Origin of the sequence: Streptomyces sp. NPDC049577 (assembly GCF_040675635.1) — a bacterium.
In the GTDB taxonomy this organism is placed as follows: Bacteria; Actinomycetota; Actinomycetes; order Streptomycetales; family Streptomycetaceae; genus Streptomyces.
This window is the reverse complement of the sequence record NZ_JBFAPH010000316.1, coordinates 1-7418: the sequence shown is the minus strand read 5'-3', so window position 1 is coordinate 7418 and position 7418 is coordinate 1. Positions and strand designations below refer to the sequence as shown.

General features: G+C 70.8%; 8 protein-coding genes and 2 pseudogenes. 6 read left to right on the top strand and 4 right to left on the bottom strand.

The annotated features are described in order from the left end of the window. The 4 genes from AB0K09_RS26770 to AB0K09_RS26755 form a co-directional block, all read left to right on the top strand. Nucleotides 1-873 (top strand): helix-turn-helix domain-containing protein (locus AB0K09_RS26770; protein WP_366067956.1); only part of this gene is annotated, 873 nt, incomplete at its 5' end. A 60-nt stretch (nucleotides 874-933) separates the two neighbouring features. Next, nucleotides 934-1719 (top strand): MBL fold metallo-hydrolase, encoded by a 786-nt coding sequence (locus AB0K09_RS26765; protein ID WP_366067955.1) that lies wholly within the window; start codon nucleotides 934-936, stop codon nucleotides 1717-1719. Between the two features lie 79 nt (nucleotides 1720-1798). Further along, on the top strand, nucleotides 1799-2014 hold the full coding sequence (locus AB0K09_RS26760; protein ID WP_366067957.1) for a recombinase family protein: 216 nt from the start codon (nucleotides 1799-1801) through the stop codon (nucleotides 2012-2014). 14 nt (nucleotides 2015-2028) lie between these two features. Next, the gene (locus tag AB0K09_RS26755; protein WP_366067954.1) at nucleotides 2029-2382 is read left to right on the top strand and encodes a recombinase family protein; all 354 of its coding nucleotides are present in this window, start codon (nucleotides 2029-2031) and stop codon (nucleotides 2380-2382) included. A gap of 3 nt (nucleotides 2383-2385) precedes the next feature. Here the strand turns inward: AB0K09_RS26755 and AB0K09_RS26750 are convergent, their stop codons facing one another. Together AB0K09_RS26750 and AB0K09_RS26745 are read right to left on the bottom strand one after the other, a co-directional pair. Beyond that, on the bottom strand, nucleotides 2386-2571 hold the full coding sequence (locus AB0K09_RS26750; RefSeq protein WP_366067953.1) for a DNA-3-methyladenine glycosylase I: 186 nt from the start codon (nucleotides 2569-2571) through the stop codon (nucleotides 2386-2388). Between the two features lie 16 nt (nucleotides 2572-2587). After that, nucleotides 2588-2791 (bottom strand): annotated as a pseudogene (locus AB0K09_RS26745) (transposase); the annotation flags it as partial. 167 nt (nucleotides 2792-2958) lie between these two features. Here AB0K09_RS26745 and AB0K09_RS26740 point away from each other — a divergent pair. Beyond that, a pseudogene (locus AB0K09_RS26740) lies at nucleotides 2959-3741 on the top strand (IS5 family transposase); the annotation flags it as partial. Nucleotides 3742-5043: 1302 nt separating this feature from the next. On the opposite strand, the gene AB0K09_RS26735 reads toward AB0K09_RS26740, so the two are convergent. After that, nucleotides 5044-6381, bottom strand: coding sequence for an RNA polymerase sigma factor (locus tag AB0K09_RS26735; protein ID WP_366067952.1), 1338 nt, complete (start codon nucleotides 6379-6381; stop codon nucleotides 5044-5046). 32 nt (nucleotides 6382-6413) lie between these two features. Then, nucleotides 6414-6764, bottom strand: a complete 351-nt coding sequence (locus tag AB0K09_RS26730) for a YciI family protein (protein ID WP_366067951.1) — start codon at nucleotides 6762-6764, stop codon at nucleotides 6414-6416. 378 nt (nucleotides 6765-7142) lie between these two features. Between AB0K09_RS26730 and AB0K09_RS26725 the strand changes: the two genes are divergently transcribed. Next, on the top strand, nucleotides 7143-7403 hold the full coding sequence (locus AB0K09_RS26725) for a hypothetical protein (RefSeq protein ID WP_366067950.1): 261 nt from the start codon (nucleotides 7143-7145) through the stop codon (nucleotides 7401-7403). Nucleotides 7404-7418 lie beyond the last annotated feature (15 nt).

Below are 7418 nucleotides of genomic sequence, written 5' to 3'. Positions count from 1 at the left end.
CGGGTTGAGGTCACCGCCGTGCAGGCCGGCCCGCTGCCGACCGCCGCCGGGATCAGCCTGGTCGCCGAGCGGTCGCTGGCGGAGGTGAGCCCGGGCGTCGACACCCTGCTGGTGGCCGGCGCCATGGACAGTGCTGGCGGCCGGTATCAGGCCGTCGTCGACCCTGAGGTCGTCGGATGGCTGACCACCGCGGCTCCGGCCGCACGGCGCGTCGGCGGCGTGTGCGCCGGCGTCCACGTGCTCGCCGAGGCCGGACTTCTCACCGGCCTGCCCGCCACCACGCACTGGCTCACCGCCGGCCAACTGGCCGCCCAGCACCCGGATATCACGGTCGACCCGGATCCGATCTTCATCCGCGCAGGGCGGATCTGGACCTGCGCGGGCGTGACCGCCGCCCTGGACCTCGCCCTCGCCATGGTGGCAGAGGACCACGGACCGGCGATCGCCCTCGACGCCGCCCGCGCCATGGTCATGTACGTCAAACGCCCCGGCGGACAGACCCAGTTCAGCGTGCCGCTCTCTCTCCAGGCGAGCGCCGACGACCGCATCGACGAACTCCGCCGCTGGATCGACGACAACCTCGCCCAGCGGATCCCGGTCGAGGCCATGGCCGCCCGCATGAACCTGAGCGTGCGCCACTTCGCCCGGGTCTTCCGCGACTGCACCGGCCGCACCCCAGCCGACTACTTGGAGGCGGTCCGGGTGGAGGCGGCCCGCCGCCTCCTGGAGGAGTCCGCACGCAGCCTGCCCGAGATCGCGGCCGCCAGCGGACTCGGGTCGGTCGAGACCCTGCACCGGGCCTTCCGCCGCCGCCTGGGCGCCACCCCTGCCGAGTACCGCCGCCGGTTCCGCCCTCACGCCACCGCCCGCTGAACCGCCGACCGCAGCCGCGGTCGCCCACCCGTACACCGCCGTTCGTGAAGGAGCACCCTCGTGTCTTGTACCAAGGTTGTCCCGATCCCTGTCCTGGGCCGGCGAGCCGTCAACGCCTACCTGCTGCTCGGCCGCCACCCGATCATCGTCGACGCCGGAACCCCCGGGAGCGGCCGGCGCATCACCGAACAGGTCGCCGCCCACGGCGTCGACCCGAAGGACGTCCGCCTCATCGTCGTCACCCACGGCCACATCGACCACTTCGGCTCCGCCGCCGAACTGCGCCGTCTCACGGGCGCGCCGATCACCGCTCACGCCGCCGACCTGGGTCCCTATCGCACCGGCCAGGTCCGCGAACCGTACCTGCCCACCGGCCCGATGGGACGGCTCATGGCCCGCAACGCGAAACTCCGCGAACAGGCGGAACCATTCGAACCCGACCTCGTCGTCCGGGGCGTGACCGACCTCGCGGAGTTCGGCGCCGACGCCCGTATCATCCCCACCCCCGGCCACACCGCAGGCTCCGTCTCCGTCCTCACCGACGACGGCGACCTGGTGGCCGGCGATCTCATCGCGAACTCCTTCATGGGCCTGATCAAGGGCCGCCCCGCCAACCCGCCCTTCCACGACGACCCGCTCGCCAACCTCGGCAGCCTCCGCGCGATGCTCGACCTCAAGCCCACCCGGATCCACGTCGGCCACGGCACACCTCTCGACCCGGCCCGGGCGGACCGCTGGGCGACGGCGGAACAACGCAGGCTGGCTCGCCGAGCAGCCCGGGGAAAGCTACGGGTAAGGGCCCAGGAGCCGGACGAGGAACCAACCCGAGCCCCCGAGCGCGCCTGACCCTGACCTCCCCCGAGCCAGGGCCGGGTAGCGGGCTTCGCAGTGCTGCACGCGCCACGGAGACGGTCGGCCAGCCTTCATCGGCTACGCCCGGGTATCAACCAGCGGGAAGAAGCTCGGCCACCCGATCGACGCCCTCACCGCCGCCGGGTGCCGGCGGATCTTCGCCACCAAGAAGTCCGGCAAGGACGACCTCCGGCCCGAGCTCAAGGCGTGCCACGTGTTCCTCGCCGCCGGCGACACCCTGGTGGTCCCCGCGCTGGACCGCTACGGCCGCTCGCCGAACGCCTGGTGAACCATGACCGGCGTTTGCTGCGGCGCCGCGGATATCGGCTTCTCTCGCTGCACGAGCGTCTGGACACCACCACCCCAGGCGGCCAGCTGGTCTGCCACGTCTTCGCCGCGCTCGACGAGTTCATCCGGGAGCTGATCATCTCCGGCACCCGCGAAGGCCTGGACGCCGCCCGCGTCGGCGGCCGGCCCACCGTCGCCACCCTCGGGACCATCCGGGCCGCCCGTGACATGCTGCCCAACCCCGAGAACGCGATCGCCTCGATTGCCAAGCTTCTCGGCGTAAGCCCCGGCACCCTCTACAACCACATCCCCGACCCGCAGGGGCTCCGCACCTCCGGGCGCATTCCGAAGCGCCTCATCGCCGGCTGACCGCTACCGCAGAGATCCGGTCCGACCAGCTTCAGAGGCGGCTCGTGCTGGGCGGTCGAATTCTTCACGGATGCGCTGGACCTCGGGCCTGACCGTACATCCCCGGGCGTAGTCGTTGATCAACCCCAGGGCTTGCATGAACGCGAACACCGTGGTCGGCCCGCCGGACTTCCAGCCCCGCTTCCTCAAATCCTTCGACAGAGCGAGTCATGCCCGAGCCGAAGCCCAGTTCCTTGGGCAGGTACTCCCACTGGATCCCGGTGTGCAGGACGTACAGGATCCCGCACAGCACGTCCCGGTGGGGCAACGGCTCGCGGCCTGGGTAGCGGAAGCGCCGCTCCCGCTGCGGCAGCAGCGGCTCAAAGCGATCCCACAGCGCGTCCCGCACGATCCACGGCGACGTCCCCACACCGGACCGAACGCTCGGCTGCCGTCTCGGACACGGCCACCAGCACCGATTCACTTCATTGTGTTAGCCGTTGTCAGAGCGCCTGACAGAAAGCCTGGTCGTAGCCATACCCCCTTCCTGGCCGGCTCGTTGAACGAGCCGTGGCGAAGGGGAATGGTCCTCCGTGGATGGTGCCGGATGACCTGTGGGGGCGGATCGAGCCGTTGCTGCCGGTCAGGCAGCGGCGTCCGCGCCATCCCGGCCGGCTGCCACTGGACGACCGTGGTGGCCTGCAGGGCATCCTGTTCGTGCTGCACACCGGGATCCAGTGGGAGTGGCTGCCGCAGGAGTTCGGCGTCGGGCCCGGGATGACGTGCCGGCGCCGGCTGCGGGACTGGCACGAGGCCGGGGTGCGGGACCGGCCGTACCAGGTGCGGCTGACCGAGCTGCACCGTGCCGGGAAGCTGGACTGGTCCCGGGGCGGTGATCGACGGCTCCCACCACCAGGTCCGTCGGGGCGGCCCAAAACCGGGCCGAGCCCGGTCGACCGTGCCCGGCCCGGCTCGAAGCATCACGTCATCACGGACGCAGGCGGCACCCCGCTCGCCATCACCCCGACCGGTGGCAACCGCCACGACATCACCCAGCTGCTGCCCCTGCTCGACGCGATCCCGCGGATCCGCGGAGTGACCGGTCACCCCCGTCACCGGCCGCGGCAGTTGTTCGCCCACCGGGACTGCGACTTCGACAAGTACCGTCGGCTCCTGTGAAAGCGCGGCATCAAGCCGGTCATCGCCCGACGCGGAGTTCCGCACGGCTCCGGCCCGGGCTCGGTCCGCTGGGTAGTCGAGCGAACGAACGCGTGGCTCTACGGCTTCCGACGGCCACGGATCCGCTGGGAGATCCGCGACGACACCCGCGAGGCGTTTCTGAAGCTCGCCTGCTGTGTGATCACCTACAGGCGAGTCCAGGCATTGTGTCAGCTCCTCTTTGGTCTGCCGCTCCACCGCCTGCGCGAAGGCCGGCTCCACATGTCGCGCCGGTGTTTGACCGGTGCGTGGCGGGCGCCTGGTGAAAGCCCGATATCGCGCCCGTACAGGGCCGGACCCTGCTGCTCGACACCCGCTGACAGACCTGCCCGCGGCTGCTCTGTCAGCCCGGCACCGAGAGCGGGGCGTCACGGCGGCCGCAGCGGCGCGCACCGTGTCGGTCGGGGAGTCGTGAACCTCCACGTCCGACCGGGCGTACCGAAGCTGTTCGACGACATCGAGGCGGCGGGGATATTCCGGGCGCGCGCTGCGTGGAGAGCATCCAGCCGATCGCTGCCGGGTGGCCACAGGGTCGCCCAGGGGGTTGGTGGTGACCGGCCAGATGCCCCTGGGGCGGCAGACCGGCGCCTGGTCGAACGTTTTTCAGTCACATATCTATCGCCTGGGCTGAATCCGGTGCCATCCTGATCGCCCGCGGGCAATGTGATCTTCCGTCTCCCCCAGGCGAGGTCACCCCCGTGGTCGGCCCGCCTACGGACACCTCCTCCGGGTGGGGCCGCGTCGCACCTCCCGGCTCCCCACGGGAGGCCCGACGCGCGCCCCCGGACTGCCGACTCCGCTGTGGGCAAGGGCTGGACTCCCCCATTGGGGAGTCCACCACCAAACCCTTGTCCGGCCTGGGCAGGGCCACCCCGACGGCAACCACACGCTGCCGAGTGATTGCCCCGCAATCATCGCCGAGCTGGTTCGCGCCCAGCTGTTGATCCGCTCCGTGAACCGGCGAATCAGCAGCGAAACCTCCACGACGCGATTCACCCCCTCCAGCCCCACGCGGTCCGCCCCAACTGCGGTGGGCTGCGCCTTGCACCGGCCCTCTCGGCACGAGCCCGACGCAGGGCAGCCGGCTCGGTCGCGGCGGCCTGGTGGTGGCGATGGACACGGGCCTGCGATCGGGGCCGGCGCATCGCCGGTCGCCGCTTTGGGCTCGGGGAACGCGCGACGGCTCAGCTCCCGCATTGCGGCGGTCTGCCGTTGCACGGCTTCCGCGATGGCCTGGTCCACGCGGCGCCGCGGAGCCGCTGCCTGGTGCGCGGCGAGCGCGCGGCGGTAGCCGTCGCAGGCGTTCTCCCGGGTGCGCACCGGCCCGCAGGCAGCGGTGGCGGGCGCCGGACTGGTGTCGGCCGGCTCGGGCTCGGGCACGGTGCCGGGCAGCAGAATCCGTCATTATCTTCGACTACCTCGCCGACGCGGAGCTGCGCCGCGAGATCAACGACGGACTCCAGGCTATGGGGAACTGGAGCTCCGGTAACCACGACCTGTTCTACGGCAAGGATGGCGACCGGCTCCGTCGTCCGGTCCGGATGCCAGGACCGTGTTCAGCCTGCGTCTCAGGTAGCCCCGTTCGGGTTCGGTGCCGGCCAGGTGGAGCGCTTCCCGGTAGGCCGTGGCAGCCTCGGGCAGCCGACCGAGCCGGTGCAGCAGGTCCGCCCGGACGGCCGGGTAGGGGTGGTAGCGGCGCAGTGCCTGCTCGTCGGCCATCTCGTCGAGCAGGGCCAGGCCTGCCTGCGGTCCGTCGCGCATCGCCACCGCCACCGCCCGGTTCAGGGCGACGATGGGGGACGGGGTGAGCTGGAGCAGCACGTCGTAGAGTGCTACGACCTGTGGCCAGTCGGTGGTCGCGAGGTCGGCCGCCTCGTTGTGGAGGGCGGCGATGGCGGCCTGCACCCCGTACGGGCCGGGAGGTCCGCCGGTCAACGCGGAGACCACCAGGCCGCTTCCTTCCTCGATCATCGTGTGGTCCCAGCGGCTGCGGTCCTGGTCGTCGAGCAGCACGAGCTCACCGTCCGGGCCGGTCCGGGCCTCGTGTCGCGCGTGGATGAGCAGCATGAGCCCGAGGAGGCCGGCGACTTCACGCTCGGCGGGCATCAAGTGGCGCAGGATCCGCGCCAGCCGGATGGCCTCCTCCGCGAGGTCGAGCCGCTGCAACCGTGGGCCCGAGCTGGCCGCGTACCCCTCGGTGAAGATCGAATAGATGACCTGGAGCATCCCGGGCAGACGCTCCGGCAGCTCGTCGGCGCCGGGCACGCGAAACGGGATACGGGCCTCGCGGATCTTCTTCTTCGCCCGCACGATCCGCTGGGCCATCGTCGCGGGAGAGACGAGAAAGGCTCGCGCTACCTCGGGCGTTGTGAACCCGGCCAGGCAACGCAGGGTCAGCGCCGTGCGGTCCTCGGCCGCCAGGGCAGGGTGGGCGCAGGTGAAGAACAGCTGCAACCGCTCGTCGGGCAGGCCGCCGTCGACGTCCGCGGGCGGGGCGGGATCGGCCCGGTCCGCCTCCACCTGCAGAAAGGCGAGGCGAGCGGCGTATGCCTGATCACGCCGCAGGCGGTCGACGGCCTTGCGCCGCGCCGTGGTCAACAGCCAGGCTCCGGGCCTTGCCGGAACGCCCCCGACCGGCCAGTGCACCAGAGCCGCCTCCACGGCCTCGGAGGCAACCTCCTCGGCCAGGTCGAGATCGCCGAAGCGGCGGACGAGGGAAGCCAGCAGCCGACCGTGCTCCTCACGGAACACCGACTCCACGGACGACCGGACCGGCGACGGGTGGGGTGACTCGATGGGCATGTCGGACCCGGCGACTCCCTCGTCCTCCACCGTCAGGCCCCGAACTCGGCGATCGGACGGACGACAACCGATCCGCTGCCTCGCGCGCCGGGACAGCGGGCAGCCCAGTCGAGTGCGACGTCCAGATCCGGTACGTCGATGACATAGAAGCCGCCGAGGACCTCGCGGGTCTCGGCGAACGGCCCGTCGGTGACGGTCCGCCTGCCGTCCTGGCCGACCCGTACCGTGGTGGAAGTGACCAGATCAGCCAGCGACTCCCCGGAAACCCAGATCCCCGCGTCCTTCACTTCCTTGTCGTAGACCACCCAGTCCTCGACGCTGCACTCGGCGGCCGCGCCCTTCTCGTCGATCGCGGCGGCATTGATCAGCAGCATGTACTTCACGGTCCGACTCCTGTCAGGTCCTGTTGTGCCCTCGCACGGCGGGTCGCCGTACACCATGACGACGAACGGAACGCGGTCAGATCGACACCTCCCCGAAGATTTTCTCCGGGACGAGTCCGGCAGCCACGCCTTCCTGGTTCCAGCGAGCCCCTCTGCGGCAGCTTCGGAGACAGAGCCGGGACAGCGATAGTCACAAGCGGTCCGGATCACCGCTTGGTACAGCCGCTGCTCGGCCTCGGCGTGCCGCTCCGCTCGGAGGACCGTCACCAGGGTATGGACTTCGGCCCCGCGTTGACGGACACCCAGACCTGACACCACCCGACAACAGCCGCCCGGCCAGGGCGCGCATCGAAAGTGGATCTTGAAAACGAGATGATCTTGACTCGTGGGACCCTGCTGCGGCGCGGGATCGGCCGCACCATCCCGGACAGGGCCGATCAGTCGCGCCATCGCACGAAACGCGGCTCACGCGGCGCCCGGCCGCCGAAGTTCGACCCGCAGGCCTACAAGGCTCGGCACGCAGCCGAGTGCGACATCAACCACCTCAAGAGGCACCGCGCCGTGGCCACGAGGTACGACAAACTCGCGGTCCGCTACCAGGCGACCGTCCTCGTGGCGGCCATCAACGAATGGCTGTGACCAGCGCATTCAATA